A 13864-nucleotide genomic window follows, 5' to 3' on the forward strand; every position below is an offset into this window, starting at 1 on the left:
GGCGGTGAAGGGTCCAGCCCGCACGGCATGGGGCTCGCCCTGATCGAGCACGTGCAGCGCTACCCGACCGACCGGCTCCCGACCTCCGGCGGAATGGACGCCACCGTGGTGGTGACCATGACCCTGGACACCTTGATGGGTGGGTTGAAGGCGGCCCAGCTCGACACTGGGACCCGGATCAGCCCCGCCCTGGCCCGCACGCTGGCCTGCCAGGCCGGCGTGATCCCCGCCGTCCTCGGCACCAGGTCCCAGGTCCTCGACCTGGGCCGCAAGGCCCGCTTCCACACCAAGGCCCAACGCATCGCGCTCGCGGTCCAGCACGGCGGCTGCTACGCCGAAGGCTGCGAGAGACCCTCGGCGTGGTGCGAGGCCCACCACCTCACGCCTTGGTCCCAAGGCGGCGACACCTCCGTCGAACGCGGCGCCCTGCTCTGCAACCGTCACCACACCCTGGCCCACCACCCCCACTACGACATGACCCAGCTGTCCGGCGGGAGAGTCGCCTTCACCAGGCGCGAGTGAGGCTCAGAAGTCCCAGGCGTCACCCCGACCACCGAAGGGTTCGCCACACATCTCCGGCCACGAGCGTTGAAGATGTGTGGAGACGGTCGCGGACCGGCCCGAGGCCGGAGGGGAGCAGCGCATGGCGGTGCCCGCCTTCGACGACTGGGTCGCGGCGCGCGGTCCCGCGCTGCTGCGGCTGGCCTACACGCTGACCGGAAGCGCGGCGGACGCCGAGGACGTCGTCCAGGACGCGCTGGCCCGTGCCCTGCCTCGCTGGGAGCGGATCGGGCGCGTCGAGGACGTGGACGCGTACGTGCGTCGCATGGTCGTCAACGCCCACACCTCGTGGTGGCGCCGATGGCGCCGGCGCGAGTCGCCGGTCGAGGACGCCATCTCGACGAGGACACCGGCAGTCGAGGCGGCGCGCCTCGAGCCGGACGAGCGGAGCCGGCTCTGGCGGGCCTGCCGGGCGCTGCCCGAGGCTCAGCGCACCGCGGTGGTCCTGCGCTACTACGAGCAGCTCGAGTACGCCGAGATCGCGGCGCTCACCGGCGTGCGTGAGGTGTCGGTGCGATCGCGGGTGTCGCGGGGGCTGGCCGCGCTCCGTGCGGAGCTGGGGGACGGGGAGGAGGAGGCATGAGCGACTTCGAGGAGCGGTTGACTCACGGGCTGGTGGCCAACGCAGAGGACGCGCCGGGAGTCGCTGGCCTCGCCGACCGCGCGCGGACACGGGCTGGGCAGCGCCGACGCCGCACCCTCGCGGCCGCGGCGGTCGTCGCGGTCCTCGTGGTCGCGCTCCCGGTCGCCGTCGTCACCTCGCGCGACGAGAGGCCGGCTCGGGTCGATGACCGGGGCGTCACGGCGGTCGACGTCGGCGACCCGGGGCCCGGGTGGCACACGGTGCTGGTCGAGAGCGATCCGGTGGGGCAGGACGAGGACCGCTCCCGGATCCTGGTCGACCTCCCGGATGAGTGGACGCGGCTCGACACCTCGGGGTGCGAGTTCGCGTGGCTCCGGTTCGGCCCGGCCGAGCGTGACCCATGCCAGGACGGGGCCGGCGCCATGGTCGTCGGCTCAAGTACGTTCGACTCCGGCGTCGGCCCCGGCCTACGTCCGGCCTCCCACTACGCCACCAACGATGAGTGGCTGGGCCACGTGTTCACCGGCAAGTACGCCGTCACCGCCGAGGGCCACGACCCCGACGTGCTCCGCCGGGTGCTGGGCTCGGCGCGCCTGGTCGAAGACCCCGCGCCCGACCTCTCGGGGACCTGGCGAACGGCCCACTCGGCCCGCCCGGGAGGCCGCGTCGGCGGGCTGCGGTACGTCGCGCCGCCAGGGGCGGTGGTGAGCGTCCACTACCCGGAGCCCCCGGGACGGGACGACCGGGGCGTGGCCTCCGCGCGCCAACTGCCGGACGGTCGCTGGCTGGCGACGATGACGTACGCGAGCAACCACCGGGCCCGCATCCTGGCGCCCACCCAGGCGCTGGCGGAGCTGGTCGCCGGGTCGGCTACCGAGTTCGTCTCGTGAGCACGCCGGCGGCGGCGAGCAGCACGACGACCGCGGACACGGCGGCCGCGACGACCACGGAGGTGGTGTCGTTGCTGAGCCCCGTGACGCCGATGCCGAGGAGGGCCCACAGGCCGGCGGCGGCGTAGGCGAGGTTGCCGCGGTTGGCGACGAGGACGACCAGGAGGGTCGCGACGGCGACGCCGACCACGACGACCTGCCAGGCGACATCGCCGACCTCGACGACGTCGGCGTCGACCAGGGCCGTGGAGACGTTGAGGAAGAAAGCCGCGGTGACCCAGCCGGCGTACAGGCCGATGGCCGCGCGGGTGAGCAGGGCCAGCCAGGACGGGCCGATCGAGTGGCCGGCGGCGGTCAGCACGCCGTCGACCGCGGCGACGAGCATGAGGGCCAGCGCGGCGGCGGTGGCGAGGCTGCTGTCCAGGCCGGCCAGCACGATCCACAGCGCGCCGCCGAGGTAGAGCACGATCTGGTCGATCTGCAGCCGTCGCGGCACGCCGCCCGGACCGGCCACGAGGACGGCGATCGCCTGGACGATCGCGAGCGTGTAGATGACGCCCCAGATCGAGAACGCCCAGCCCGCGGGCGTGATCAGCAGTTCGGGACCGGAGCCCGCGCCGGGCGAGGAGCCGGGGCCGTTGATCGTCACCAGCGGAGCGACCACCTCCAGCACGGCGGCGGCGAGCACCACCCACGCCAGTTCGCGGCCGCCTCGGCTCGACAAGTCGCCCGTGCGGGTGCGGCCGGTCGTCGAGGTGTCCATCTCTCACCGGTACCCGCCAGCAAGCCCGCCAACCGGTCCTTGCCTTCAGGTCGACCTGAAGCGGCAGAGTGTCTGCCATGAGCCACGAACACGACCATGGCGACCTCGCCGACATGTACACGCAGGAGACCTGGGACGCCCGGTACGCCGAGTCCGACCGCGTCTGGAGCGGCAACCCCAACCCCCGCCTCGTCGAGCAGGTCGAGGGCCTGACGCCCGGGCGCGCGCTCGACGTCGGGTGCGGGGAGGGCGCGGACGTGGTCTGGCTGGCGCGGCAGGGCTGGGCGGCCACCGGTGTCGACGTGTCGGAGGTGGCGCTGCTCAAGGCGGCGGCGCACGCCGAGCAGGCCGGGGTGGAGGACAAGGTGGCGTGGGAGCGCGTGGACCTGATGGCCGACGACGAGCTGCCCGGCGACATGGACCTGGTCTCGGTGCACTTCATGCACCCGCCGGCCGACCGCTTCGCCGAGATCACCCAGCGCATGGGCGCCGCCGTACGTCCGGGCGGCCACCTGCTCGTCGTCGGACACCACCCCGCCGACCACGAGACCGGCGTGCGCAACCCACACGGCCGCCCCGACCTGCTGTTCCGGCCCGACCGGGTGCTGGCCGCGCTGCCGGCGGAGGAGTGGGAGGTGGTCGTCGCCGACGAGCCGACCCGCGAGCAGACGATCGACGGCACCCCGGTCACGGTCACCGACACCGTGGTCCTCGCTCGTCGCCGCTGACGGTGCGGCGCTGAGCCTGTGGACTCACAGGGATCTCTCAGGTTGATCGGGAACGTGCCGGCTCCCGGGGGCGTTGTAGCCGGTACCGACCCCATAGAGTGAGGGTCTAGACAGGGTCCAGCCGTCACGGAGACGGTGACCAGGCCTCCAAGGAGGAGACCATGCAGAGCAACAACCCGGTGTTCACCCGCTCCGAGGAGTTCCAGCGCGGCGGCGCGAACGCCTACGGCAACCAGACCTACGCCGGTAACGGTTCCTCGTACCAGGGGTACGGGACCGACCCCTCGACCTGGGGCACCGGCGAGCCGGGCCAGCCCGGCACTCCGACCCGTGCCCCCGAGTCATCGGGGCCGATGACGATCGACTCGGTCGTCCAGAAGACCGGGATCTCCCTCGGCGTCGTGATCGTGGCCGCCCTGGCGACCTGGATCCTCACCCCGGAGATCACCACCCGCACCACCAACGAGGACCTCGGCGGCCTGATCGCCGCGATGACGATCGGCAGCCTGGGCGCCTTCGCCCTGTCGATGGTCAACTCGTTCAAGCGGGTCATCAGCCCGGCCCTCGTGCTGGCGTTCTGCGTGCTCGAGGGCGTCGCCCTGGGTGCGCTGAGCAAGTTCTTCGACGCGCAGTTCGGTGACGGTGTCGTCTCCGGCGCGGTCATCGGCACGTTCGCCGCGTTCGCCGGGACGCTGACGGCCTACAAGGTGCTCAACATCAAGGTCGGCGACAAGTTCCGCAAGTTCGTCGTCGCCGCGGTGTTCGGCATGATCGGCCTGAGCCTGATGGAGCTCGTCCTGAGCATGTTCGGCGCCGAGATCGGCCTGTTCGGGGTCAGCGGCCTCGGCATGGTGACCGCGGTCGCCGGCCTGGTGCTCGGTGTCTTCATGCTGATCATGGACTTCGACTTCGTCGAGCAGGGCGTGGCCAACCGCCTGCCCGAGCGCGAGTCGTGGCGCGCGGCGTTCGCCATGACGGTGAGCCTGGTCTGGATCTACACCAACCTGCTGCGCATCCTGGCCTTCTTCAACCAGGACTGAGCGGGCGGTCGACACGCTCGACCGACCAAGGAACGACAACGCGAAGGCCCCGGGGATCTCCCCGGGGCCTTCGCCGTGCTCTGACTGCGTGGCCTGCCGAGCGGCTCAGGCCTGGACCGGCTCGTCGACCGGCGCGCCGCCGGTCTCCTCGGGAGAGTCCTGGGGGCCCTCGGCCTCGGCCTGGGGCCGGCGCCGGCGGTGCCGCAGCTCCACCCACAGCCCGCGTACGCCGGTCCGGTTGCCGCCGACCTCGGTGCCGTCGAGCTCGGTGCCGGGGGTCTGGACGGCCTGGACCGCGGCCGCGGCCACGGGCAGCAGACCCTCCCCGCGGTAGGGCTCGGGCTGCGCCTCGTCCTCGGGCGCCAGGCCGAGCGCGGCCAGCACCGACGGCAGCAGGACGGTCGCCAGGGCGTGGTAGCCCTTCGCGGAGGGGTGGAACTGGTCGGGCCCGAACAGCATGGCCGGCGCCGCGGCGAACTCCGCGCCCAGGACGGCGGCGAGGGAGACCGTGCGCCCGCCCTCGTTGATGACCGCGATGGTCTGGGCAGCGGCCAGGCGCCGCGACCAGGCCCGGGCAACCTGCTTGAGCGGTGGCGCGATCGGCTTGACGGTGCCGAGGTCGGGGCAGGTGCCGACGATGACCTCGACGCCCGCGTCGACCAGGCGGCGTACCCCCTCGGAGAGGTGGCGCACCGACTCGCTCGGCAGCATCTTGTGGGTGACGTCGTTGGCGCCGACGAGGATGATCGCGACGTCCGGCTCGATCGGCAGGGCGCGGTCGATCTGCCCGTCCAGCTCCGAGGACTTCGCGCCGACGACGCAGAACGCGCGCAGGTAGACCCGGCGCTCCGCGTGCTCGGCGAGACCGTTGGCCAGCACCGCCCCGGGCGTCTCGGTGACCAGGTCGACGCCGTAGCCCGCCGCGCTGGAGTCGCCGAGGAGCGCGACCTTCAGCGCGGGGCCGGGGCGCCCCCGGCCGTACCACCCGGTGGCGTCGGGCGGGGCGCCGCTCGTGCGGCCGATCGCCTTGCGCGCGAGCTTGGCCTCCGCGGTCAGGAGGGCGTACAGACCGCCGCCCAGTACGGACACGCCGCCACCGCCGTATGCCGCGGCGGCGGCCAGCTTTCTGGCAGCACCGGCTCTCCCCACGTAGGTCAGTCTACGGACGGCGCTCTATGTTGAACGTGTGCAGTACGTGAACTCTCTCCTCGACCTGATCGGCAACACCCCGCTGTTGCGCCTCTCGCGCACGCTCGACCTCCCGGACGGCGGTGGTGCCGAGCGCGGACCGCTGGTCCTGGCGAAGATCGAGTACCTCAACCCCGGGGGGTCGGTGAAGGACCGCATCGCGACCCGGATGATCGAGGCCGCGGAGGCCTCGGGCGAGCTGCAGCCGGGCGGCACGATCGTGGAGCCGACCTCCGGCAACACCGGCGTCGGGCTGGCGATGGTCGCGCAGGCGAAGGGCTACAAGTGCATCTTCGTGTGCCCCGACAAGGTCAGCGAGGACAAGCGCAACGTGCTCAAGGCCTACGGCGCCGAGGTCGTCGTCTGCCCCACAGCGGTCGCGCCCGAGCACCCCGACTCCTACTACAACGTCTCCGACCGGCTCTCGTCGCAGCCCGGCGCGTGGAAGCCCAACCAGTACGCCAACATCCACAACCCGCGCTCCCACTACGAGACCACCGGCCCGGAGATCTGGGCGCAGACCGAGGGCCGGATCACCCACTTCGTCACCGGCATGGGCACCGGCGGCACGATCACCGGCGTCGGGCGCTACCTCAAGGAGCAGAACCCCGAGATCAAGGTGATCGGCGCCGACCCGGCCGGCTCGGTCTACTCCGGCGGCTCCGGGCGCCCCTACCTCGTCGAGGGCGTCGGCGAGGACTTCTGGCCCGAGACCTACGACCGCACCGTCGCGGACCGGGTCATCGAGGTCTCCGACGCCGACTCCTTCGCGTTCACCCGGCGACTGGCCCGCGAGCAGGCCCTGCTGGTCGGCGGATCGTCCGGCATGGCGGCGTACGCCGCGCGGCAGGTGGCGCACGAGCTGGCCGGGACCCCGGAGGGCGAGGACGCCGTCATCGTCGTGCTGCTGCCCGACTCCGGGCGCGGCTACCTCACCAAGGTGTTCAACGACGACTGGCTCGGCCAGTACGGCTTCGACAGCGGCCAGCCGCCCGCGGCGCAGACCGTCGGCGAGGTGCTCCACGGCAAGTCCGGACAGCTGCCGCAGCTGGTCCACACCCACCCGAGCGAGACCATCGCCGAGGCGGTGCACATCCTGCAGGAGTACGGCGTCTCGCAGATGCCGGTCGTGCGCGCCGAGCCGCCGATCGTGGCGGCGGAGGTGGCCGGGTCGGTCTCGGAGCGCACCCTGCTCGATGCGCTCTACGCCGGCACCGCCCGCCTGACCGACCCTGTCGAGGACCACATGTCTCCGCCGCTGCCGACGATCGGCTCGACCGAGGACGCCCGCGACGCCGTCGCGCTGCTCGGCGACGCCGACGCCGTACTGGTCCACGAGGACGGCAAGCCGATCGGCGTGCTCACCCGCCAGGACCTGCTGACCTTCCTGACCCGCGGCTGAGCCGCTAGTCCCGCAGGTCGACGACCGCGCGGCCATGGATCTCGCCGTTGGCCTGGCGGGTCCACGCCTCGCCGACGCGGTCGAGGCCGAAGACCTCATAGGGGACCGCCAGGCGGCCGGCGGCGGCGTGCTCCTCGATGCGCGTCATCGCGTCGCTGCGCTGCTCGGCGGTGAGGTCGTTGTTGGTGTAGCCCAGGATCGTGCGCGAGCCGCTGCGCAGCTGGGCGGAGGAGAAGGTCGCGGTGGCACCGGCGCTGCTGCCGAGGTTGACCAGCCGGCCGTGGGGCGCCAGACAGCCGAGCGCGGCGGTCGCCGGTACGCCGCACAGTGGGTCGAGCACCAGGTCGACCTCGCCGACGGTCTCGCACATGCGCTCGGTCAGGCTCTCGGCCGAGTCGTCGCGGGCAAGCGCCACGAACCCGTCGGCGCCCAGGTCCAGCGCGTCCTGGCGGGCCTCGGGTTCGAGGGCGGCCCCCCAGACCGCCCCCGCCCCGTGCAGTCGGGCGGCCTGAAGCGCCACCCGCCCGACGACTCCGCTGGACCCCAGGACCAGCACCCGGTCGCCCGCCTCCAGCCCGCCGCGCAGCAGCAGGGCCGTCCACGCGGCGATGGCCGACAGCCCGAGCGCGGCGAGGTGCTGCTCGTCGACCGTCCCGGAGAGGACCACCAGCTCGGCGTCCGCCACGACCACCCGCTCGGCGAGGCTGCCGTCGCCCGGGGCCATCCCGGCCGACGTGGGGAACCACACCGGTGTCCCGGCCGGCACCGAGGCCGACGACTCCACCACCCCCACCCCCTGCACCCCCGGGACGTACGGCGTCGCCGGCTCCCCGAAGTACGACGTGCCGCTGGCGCACAGCAGGTCGAGCGGCGTGATCGGCGCCGTGACCGTGCGGACCACGGCCTGCCCGGGCCCGGGCGACGGCGCGGGGCGCTGGCCGACGACGGGCGGCTGCCCGCACCGGTCGACGAGGGCCGCGCGCATGGTCACGACCGCGCCTCGGGGTCGACGTAGACCGCGTTGCGGTCCACGGTCTGGTAGATGGCCGCCGCCACGCCGGGGCTGCGGATCTCCTCGGCGATGTGGCCGAGGAGACCGGCGCACCGGGCCAGCAGCACCGTCCCGCGCAGCAGCTCCTGCGGGATCCCGAGGTCGGCGAGGGCGGCGCCGCTCACCCCGGCGCCGTTGAGCGGCAGCCGCTTGCCCAGCACCTGCTCGTGGGTGCGGCCGATGGCCTCGAACAGCGACAGGTGAGGGCCGTAGAGGCCCTCCTCGTGGGCGATCTGCACCAGTCGCGGCGTGCGCGGGTCGCCGTCCTTGTGCACGGGGTGCCCCAGCCCCGGCACGAAGCGCCCTGCCTCGTGCTGGGCGCGCACGGCCTCGCGCGCGACCGCGTCCCAGCCGGCCTCGTCGGAGGGCGGCGTCTCGAGCCCGGCCAGCACGTCGCCCAGGAAGCGGCCGGTGTCCTCGGTGACGCCCAGGAACCGCGAGCCGCCGCCGAGCAGCCCGGCCGCGAGCGCCCCCTGGATCGAGTCCGGCGCGCTGAGGAGCGTCACCCGGGTCGCGATCGCGGTGGGGGTGAACCCGTGGTCGGCCAGTCCGAGGAGCACGGCCTCGAAGAGCCGGCTCTGCTGCGAGGTGGGGCGCTCCAGGGTGATCAGCCAGTAGGCCAGCTCGCCGAAGGAGACCCGCCCCATCAGCTCCTCGGTCACGTCGTGGCCCAGCAGCGACATCGTCGCGAGGTCGGAGGTGCCCAGCGAGGTCGGGAACTGTGGTGCGTCGGCCATGGCGGCGCCCTTCGGTCGGTGGTCAGGTGGACGGGAGGCCGAGCCAGGCCCGGACCTCGTGGCCGTGCTCGTCCAGTGCGGGCGGCGGCAGGTCGTAGCGGGTCGGGCTGGCGCTCATCCGGATCGGGTTGCGGAGGGTCGGGACGTCCCCGGCGAGCACGACCGGCTCCAGGCCGAGCCGCTCGGCGAGCTCGACGCCGCCCCGCACGTCGTTGATCGGGCCGCACGGCACGCCGGCCTCGGTGAGGACGTCGAACCACTCCTGGGCCGAGCGCTGCGCCAGCGCCTTCAGCAGCAGCGGGCGCAGCTCCTCGCGGTGGTCGTTGCGCCGGCCCACGCGGTCGAAGCGCTCGTCGTCGGCGAGCTCCGGCACGCCCAGGGCGTCGACGAGACGGCGGAACTGGCCGTCGTTGCCGGCCACGACGATCAGCTCGCCGTCGCCGGTCGCGAGGGGCTCGTAGGGGAACAGGCTCAGGTGGGCGTTGCCCATCCGGTGCGGCACGACGCCGCCGGCGACGTAGGCCGAGCTCTGGTTGACCAGCGAGGAGAGGGCGGTCGAGAGCAGGTTGGTCTCGACGTGCTGGCCCTCGCCGGTAGCGTCGCGGTGCCGCAGCGCGGCCAGGATCCCGATCACGGAGTTGAGGCCGGTCATCACGTCGAAGACCGAGATCCCGGCGCGGTACGGCGGACCGTCCGGGCTGCCGGTCAGGCTCATCAGCCCGGACATGCCCTGGACCAGCAGGTCGTAGCCCGGCAGCGCCGCACCGCCGGTGGCGCCGAAGCCGCTGATCGAGCAGTAGACGCTGGCCGGGTTGCGGCCGGCGACGTCGTCGTAGCCCAGGGCGAAGCGGTCGAGCCCGCCCGGCTTGAAGTTGTGGATGAAGACGTCGGCGCGCTCGGAGAGGGCGTGGGCCACCTCGAGGTCCTCCGCGTCCTTGAGGTCGAGGGCGATCGAGCGCTTGTTGCGGTTGATCGCGAGGTAGTAGGTGCCGACCTCGTCGCGCGTCGGGGGCACCCACTGCCGGGTGTCGTCGCCGGCCGGGCTCTCCACCTTGACCACGTCGGCGCCCAGGTCGGCCAGCAGCATGGTGGCGTAGGGACCGGCCAGCACTCGGGAGAAGTCGGCGACCAGCACCCCGTCGAGGGGTCCGCGCGGGACTGGGCTCATCGGGACTCCTCGTCTGCGGACAACTGTCCGCAAACTCTCGTCCGCTTCGCAAGACCTGTCAAGGCAAGGTGGCGGGCCTTGACACGTGACCGACGTTACATGAGGGTACCGATCACGGACATCTGTCCGGTGAGCCGACGCGGAGGCCGGACATGACCCACAGCATCGACACCCAGTCCGTGGCCAGTGCCCACGCCGTGGTTCTGCGCGGCGGGACCGTCCTGACCATGGACGAGCGGCGCACCGTGCTGGAGAACGCCGACGTCCTGGTCGTCGGGGACCGGATCGAGGCCGTCGGATCCGCGTTGGAGGTGCCCGAGGGCACCGCCGAGGTCGACGCCTCCGGTGGGATCGTGATGCCGGGCATGATCGACACCCACCGGCACATGTGGCAGACCGCCCTGCGCGGCTACGGCGCGGACTGGACCCTGACCCAGTACTTCGTGTGGAACTACCTCGAGCACGGCAAGCACTTCCGCCCCCAGGACATCTACGCCGGCAACCTGCTCAGCGGTCTCGAGGCGCTCGAGGCGGGCGTCACCACGAGCGTCGACTGGTCGCACAACCTGCAGACGGTCGACCACGGCGAGGCCGCCGTCGACGCGCTCGAGGAGGTGCCGGGCCGGTTCGTGCTGGCCTACGGCAACATCCAGGCCGGCCCGTGGGAGTGGGCGACCTCGCCCGACTTCCGCTCCTTCGTGGAGCGCCGCATGAAGCGCACCGACATGCTCGGCTTCCAGATGGCCTTCGACGTCACCGGCGACCCGGCGTTCCCCGAGAGGGCGGCCTTCGAGGTCGCGCGCGACCTGGGCGCCCCGGTGACGACGCACGCCGGGGTCTGGGGTGCCACCAACGACGACGGCATCCGGCTCATGCACGACCACGGGTTCATGACCCCCGAGACCGTCTACGTCCACGCCGCCACCCTGAGCGAGGACTCCTACCACCGGATCGCGGCCACGGGCGGCCACGCGTCGGTGTCGGCCGAGAGCGAGTCCAGCTGCGGCCAGGGCTACCCGTCGAGCTGGGCCCTGCGCCGCTACGGCGTGCCGATCTCGCTGTCGGTCGACACCAGCGTGTGGTGGAGCGGTGACGCCTTCTCGGCGATGCGCTCGACGCTGTCCTCGGACCGCACCCGCGAGCACCACGAGGCGCACGCCGTCAACGAGACCGTCACCCACATCGGGCTGCGCGCCAGCGACGTCGTGGGCTGGGCGACCCGCGGTGGTGCGCGGGCGCTGGGCCTCGACGACGTCGTGGGCAGCCTCGAGGCCGGCAAGAAGGCCGACGTGGTGCTGATCAAGAACGACGCCTCGCCGGTGATGTTCCCGGTGCTCAACCCCTACGGCCACGTCGTCTTCCAGGCGCAGCGCGGCGACGTGCACACCGTGCTCGTCAACGGCCGCCTCGTGAAGCACGAGCACCGGCTGGTCGACGCCGACCTGGCGAAGGCGCGCGCGGCGGTCGAGGACACCATCGAGCACCTGCGCAGCACGCTCGGCGAGGACGAGTGGCTGGCCGGCATGAGCCCGGACATCCCGGAGTCCAAGGTGCTGGACAACCCCTACACCTACACCGACTACGCCGACTCCTCGACGCATCGCAGCTGAGCCGAGGGCTGGGAGGATCAGCGATGCGCCTCGGTCATCGGTCGCGACAGCCACAGGGACCAGTCGGCGGAGATCTCGCCGGCGGCCCGGATCAGCATCGGCAGGTAGGTGCCGGTCAGGGTCTCGACGCTGGTCTCGGCGGCGTGGACGGTGACGTTCATGGCGGCGCGCACGGCGCCCTCGCCGTCGCGCACGGGGACCGCGACCGAGCGGACGCCACGCGCGAGCTCCTCGTCGGCGAGCGCCCAGCCCCGGGCACGCACCTCGCGCAGCTCCTGCTCCAGCGCGTCCCGGTCGAGCTCCGGCTGCGCCAGGCCCGAGCGGGTCGGCAGCGCCAACACCTGCTCCCGCTCCTCGGCGGTCAGGGCGGCGAGCAGCACCTTGCCCTGAGAGGTGAGCGTCGCCGGGAACAGCGTGCCGATCTCGACGCGCAGCGCGATGATCTTGGGCACCGCCGCGCGGGCGACGTAGACGATGTCGGAGCCGTCGAGCTGCGACATCGAGGAGGACTCGCCGGTGCGGGCGACCAGGTCCTCCAGGTGTGGGCGCGCCATCTCCCACAGGCCGAGCGAGCTCGCGTACGCCGAGCCCAGCCGCAGCACCTGCGGGGTCAGCGCGAAGCCGCCCTTGCCGGAGCGGACGAAGCCCAGCTCCTCCAGGGTGAGCAGCAGCCGCCGGGCGGTCGGACGGGCGAGGCCCGTGGCCGTGGCGATCTCGCTGAGGCTCTGCTGGCGGCGGGTGGCGTCGAAGCAGGTGATCACGTCCAGACCGCGGGCCAGTGCCTCGACGAAGTCCGCACTCTGCCCTCGACCTGCCATGTCAGCATGTTCGCACAGCGGACGCTCAGAACGCGACATCGGTCCTCCTCGATCCGCATGCCGGACGAACGTACGTCTCATCCCAACGAGAGGAGCCGCTGACAATGGCGAAGCTGGTCGCGATCCTGGCCACGACCCACCACCCGTTCTACTACCGGACCAGCCGGCTGGCGCCGGAGGAGGCGCCGCCGTTCGCGGCCCAGTGGGTGAGCAAGGTGGCGTCGTACCGCGAGACCCTGACGCGGATGCGCCCCGACCTCCTGGTGATGGTGGGCTCGGACCACTTCCACCAGCTCTGGCTGGACAACATGCCGCAGTTCCTGGTCGGCAAGGCGCCGTTCTACGACGGCAACTGGGAGAACGAGATGCGCGAGTTCGGTCTCCCCAAGCTCCTCTTCCGGGGCCACGAGGAGCTCTCGGAGTACCTGCTGCGCGAGGGCATCGACAAGGGCTTCGACCTGGCGTTCTCCAATGAGCTGCGCGTCGACCACTCGATCACCTGCCCGATCTTCACGGTCCGTCCGCAGAACGACCTGCCGATCGTGCCGATCTACACCAACATCTTCGCCCCACCCCTGCCGCGCCCCGAGCGGTTCGTGAGGTTCGGCCAGACCATCCGCGAGCTCATCGACGCCTGGCCCAGCCAATTGCGGGTCGCCGTGATCGGCACCGGCCACCTCTCGCTCGAGCTCGGGGGGCCACGCCAGTTCGGTCCGCACGGTCCGGACCCGGACTTCGACGCCAAGGCGGTCGAGTGGATCCGCAGCGGCGACATCGACGGCTGCCTGGCCAACGTGACGCTGGACAGCCTGCACGCGCCGGGAAACGCCACGCACGGCTTCATGGACTTCATGCTGATGATGGGGATCGCCGGCTACGCCGAGGCCGACTACGCCGACCACCTCGACCTCTTCCACACGATGGAGGCCTACTTCACCTGGTATCCGAATGGAGTCGAGGCATGAGCAAGTACCTGGTCAACAAGTTCCTCTTCACCGTCGACCGCGACCACGCGCTCACCGAGAGCTATCGCGAGGACCCGGCGGGCACCGTCGCCTGGTGGGAGGCCGAGGAGGCCAACCGGATCCTCAACTGCATCACCGCCGAGCAGAGCACCTGGCTCTCCTTCACCGACCCCGAGCGGCAGGCGCTGGCCACCCACGACCACGTGGCGCTCTTCGAGCTCGGCGCCCACCCCTTCCTCACCCTGACGCTGTGGATCGCGATGTTCGAGCGCGACTTCGAGGAGCCGCTCGGCATGCAGCTCGACTACGCCGCCAAGCTGGCCCACGTCGAGCTGCCGTATCCCGACATCGCCACGTGAG

General features: G+C 72.2%; 15 protein-coding genes. 9 read left to right on the forward strand and 6 right to left on the reverse strand.

The window, feature by feature from the left end; all coding sequences use genetic code 11:
* From LRP67_RS19850 to LRP67_RS19860, 3 genes are all read left to right on the forward strand, one after another.
* Positions 1-522 (forward strand): HNH endonuclease signature motif containing protein (locus LRP67_RS19850; protein WP_231271871.1); only part of this gene is annotated, 522 nt, incomplete at its 5' end.
* A 76-nt stretch (positions 523-598) separates the two neighbouring features.
* A complete protein-coding gene (locus tag LRP67_RS19855) occupies positions 599-1144 on the forward strand; it encodes a SigE family RNA polymerase sigma factor (RefSeq protein WP_231271872.1) in 546 nt (181 codons plus the stop codon).
* Positions 1141-2034: a hypothetical protein gene (locus tag LRP67_RS19860; protein ID WP_231271873.1), complete on the forward strand. Its 894-nt coding sequence runs from the start codon at positions 1141-1143 to the stop codon at positions 2032-2034. Before LRP67_RS19855 ends, LRP67_RS19860 begins: the two co-directional genes overlap by 4 nt.
* Here the strand turns inward: LRP67_RS19860 and LRP67_RS19865 are convergent.
* Positions 2015-2797 carry a hypothetical protein gene (locus LRP67_RS19865; protein WP_231271874.1) on the reverse strand — a complete coding sequence of 261 codons (783 nt, stop codon included), beginning with the start codon at positions 2795-2797 and terminating at the stop codon, positions 2015-2017. The two genes, LRP67_RS19860 and LRP67_RS19865, sit on opposite strands and share 20 nt — an antisense overlap.
* Before the next feature lie 77 nt (positions 2798-2874).
* Between LRP67_RS19865 and LRP67_RS19870 the strand changes: the two genes are divergently transcribed.
* Positions 2875-3525, forward strand: coding sequence for a cyclopropane-fatty-acyl-phospholipid synthase family protein (locus LRP67_RS19870; RefSeq protein ID WP_231271875.1), 651 nt, complete (start codon positions 2875-2877; stop codon positions 3523-3525).
* A gap of 161 nt (positions 3526-3686) precedes the next feature.
* A complete protein-coding gene (locus LRP67_RS19875; protein WP_231271876.1) occupies positions 3687-4565 on the forward strand; it encodes a Bax inhibitor-1/YccA family protein in 879 nt (292 codons plus the stop codon).
* 105 nt (positions 4566-4670) lie between these two features.
* Here the strand turns inward: LRP67_RS19875 and LRP67_RS19880 are convergent, their stop codons facing one another.
* Positions 4671-5654 (reverse strand): SGNH/GDSL hydrolase family protein, encoded by a 984-nt coding sequence (locus tag LRP67_RS19880; RefSeq protein ID WP_231271877.1) that lies wholly within the window; start codon positions 5652-5654, stop codon positions 4671-4673.
* A gap of 97 nt (positions 5655-5751) precedes the next feature.
* Here LRP67_RS19880 and LRP67_RS19885 point away from each other — a divergent pair, with 97 nt between their 5' ends.
* Positions 5752-7155: a cystathionine beta-synthase gene (locus tag LRP67_RS19885; RefSeq protein WP_231271878.1), complete on the forward strand. Its 1404-nt coding sequence runs from the start codon at positions 5752-5754 to the stop codon at positions 7153-7155.
* A 4-nt stretch (positions 7156-7159) separates the two neighbouring features.
* Here LRP67_RS19885 and LRP67_RS19890 read toward each other — a convergent pair whose 3' ends face one another.
* Genes LRP67_RS19890 through LRP67_RS19900 form a run of 3 tightly spaced genes read right to left on the reverse strand, consistent with a single transcriptional unit; the run spans position 7160 to position 10111 of the window.
* The gene (locus LRP67_RS19890) at positions 7160-8140 is read right to left on the reverse strand and encodes a zinc-binding dehydrogenase (protein ID WP_231271942.1); all 981 of its coding nucleotides are present in this window, start codon (positions 8138-8140) and stop codon (positions 7160-7162) included.
* 2 nt (positions 8141-8142) lie between these two features.
* Positions 8143-8943: a citryl-CoA lyase gene (locus tag LRP67_RS19895; protein ID WP_231271879.1), complete on the reverse strand. Its 801-nt coding sequence runs from the start codon at positions 8941-8943 to the stop codon at positions 8143-8145.
* A gap of 22 nt (positions 8944-8965) precedes the next feature.
* Positions 8966-10111, reverse strand: a complete 1146-nt coding sequence (locus LRP67_RS19900; protein WP_231271880.1) for a CaiB/BaiF CoA-transferase family protein — start codon at positions 10109-10111, stop codon at positions 8966-8968.
* 152 nt (positions 10112-10263) lie between these two features.
* Here LRP67_RS19900 and LRP67_RS19905 point away from each other — a divergent pair, with 152 nt between their 5' ends.
* Positions 10264-11721 carry an amidohydrolase family protein gene (locus tag LRP67_RS19905; protein ID WP_231271881.1) on the forward strand — a complete coding sequence of 486 codons (1458 nt, stop codon included), beginning with the start codon at positions 10264-10266 and terminating at the stop codon, positions 11719-11721.
* A 17-nt stretch (positions 11722-11738) separates the two neighbouring features.
* Here LRP67_RS19905 and LRP67_RS19910 read toward each other — a convergent pair whose 3' ends face one another.
* The gene (locus tag LRP67_RS19910; protein ID WP_231271882.1) at positions 11739-12539 is read right to left on the reverse strand and encodes an IclR family transcriptional regulator C-terminal domain-containing protein; all 801 of its coding nucleotides are present in this window, start codon (positions 12537-12539) and stop codon (positions 11739-11741) included.
* A gap of 104 nt (positions 12540-12643) precedes the next feature.
* On the opposite strand from LRP67_RS19910, the gene LRP67_RS19915 reads away from it, so the two are divergent.
* Positions 12644-13504: a hypothetical protein gene (locus LRP67_RS19915; RefSeq protein ID WP_231271883.1), complete on the forward strand. Its 861-nt coding sequence runs from the start codon at positions 12644-12646 to the stop codon at positions 13502-13504.
* The gene (locus tag LRP67_RS19920) at positions 13501-13863 is read left to right on the forward strand and encodes a hypothetical protein (RefSeq protein WP_231271884.1); all 363 of its coding nucleotides are present in this window, start codon (positions 13501-13503) and stop codon (positions 13861-13863) included. The genes LRP67_RS19915 and LRP67_RS19920 overlap by 4 nt, the downstream gene beginning before the upstream one ends.
* The last annotated feature ends 1 nt before the right edge of the window (position 13864 follow it).

This window comes from Nocardioides sp. cx-169 (assembly GCF_021083605.1).
GTDB lineage: Bacteria > Actinomycetota > Actinomycetes > Propionibacteriales > Nocardioidaceae > Nocardioides.